The organism is Vibrio ouci (genome assembly GCF_004551525.1).
In the GTDB taxonomy this organism is placed as follows: domain Bacteria; phylum Pseudomonadota; class Gammaproteobacteria; order Enterobacterales; family Vibrionaceae; genus Vibrio; species Vibrio ouci.
In genome coordinates this window covers 1-1,206 of record NZ_SATR01000201.1, presented here as the reverse complement: position 1 = coordinate 1,206, position 1,206 = coordinate 1, and the positions used below count along the sequence as shown (strand labels likewise).

The 1,206-nt window shown below is 43.1% G+C and carries 1 protein-coding gene; it reads right to left on the bottom strand.

The window, feature by feature from the left end; genetic code table 11:
- Positions 1–58: 58 nt before the first annotated feature.
- On the bottom strand, positions 59–1,099 hold the full coding sequence (locus ELS82_RS25125; protein WP_134837784.1) for an IS481 family transposase: 1,041 nt from the start codon (positions 1,097–1,099) through the stop codon (positions 59–61).
- Positions 1,100–1,206: the final 107 nt, after the last annotated feature.

Below are 1,206 nucleotides of genomic sequence, written 5' to 3'. Positions count from 1 at the left end.
TGTACTAATTCAGACCTGATCTGACAGTTACCCACTTTTCGACTCGGTGCCTGTCAGATTATATCTGGGCTAGATTCTTTTCAGCCCAGATTGATTTCCCATCTTCTAATGTTTCTATAGGCGTCCTGCCACAGCACATTTTTCCTTGATGAGTACGATGATTGTTGTAGTAGTCCATCCATTCGTCCAGATCTTTCTGTAACTCTTCCATTGAACCATACAGTTTCTTTCTGAATGTCACTTGGTAAAACTCATTCAATATGGTCTTGTGGAAGCGCTCGCAGATACCATTTGTCTGTGGCGACATCGCTTTAGTTTTCGTGTGGTCGATATCATTGATAGCTAAATAGAGTTGGTAGTCGTGCTGTTCAACACGACCACAGTATTCAGTGCCTCGGTCAGTTAAGATTCTGAGCATCGGTAGCGCATGAGCTTCGAAGAACGGTAGGACTTTGTCATTGAGCATATCTGCTGCCGTGATTGGTGTTTTAGTCGTGTAGAGCTTAGCGAAAGYCACTTTGCTATAGGTATCAACAAACGTTTGCTGATAGATGCGTCCAMCCCCCTTAAGGTTGCCGACATAAAACGTGTCTTGAGAGCCTAGATAACCTGGGTGCGCTGTTTCTATCTCACCACAAGCTTCATCATCATGCTTCTTACGCTCAAGGGCAGCAACTTGCTCGTCCGTTAGAATAATACCGTTTTCAGCTACCTGTTTTTCTAAGGCGATAAGGCGCTTTTTGAAGTTTTCTAGGTCATTACGAAGCCAGATTGAACGCACGCCACTTGGAGAAATAAATACACCTAACTTACGCAGTTCGTTACTTGTTCGAACTTGCCCATGAGCAGGAAAATCAACGGCGTATTTGAGAACGGCTTGTTCTGTTTCACCATCAACTCGGTTCTTCAAGTTTGGTGTTCTTCTGCTTTGATTAATTAGAGCATCAATACCACCAGTTTCAACCAGTTCWTGATAGCGATAGAACGTGTCTCGTGAGACGCCCATAACCTTGCAGGCTCTAGATACATTGCCGAGTTCTTCTGCAAGATTGAGAAGCCCAGCTTTGTGTTTGATGATTGGATTGCTAGTATGAAGCATGAGAGTTACCTCTTATTGTCTTTGATTACGGATTCAGCACCTTTAATCAAAGTGGGTAACTCTCTTCTTTTCAAATTGAAGTGTCAGATCTAGTCGGAACTAATACA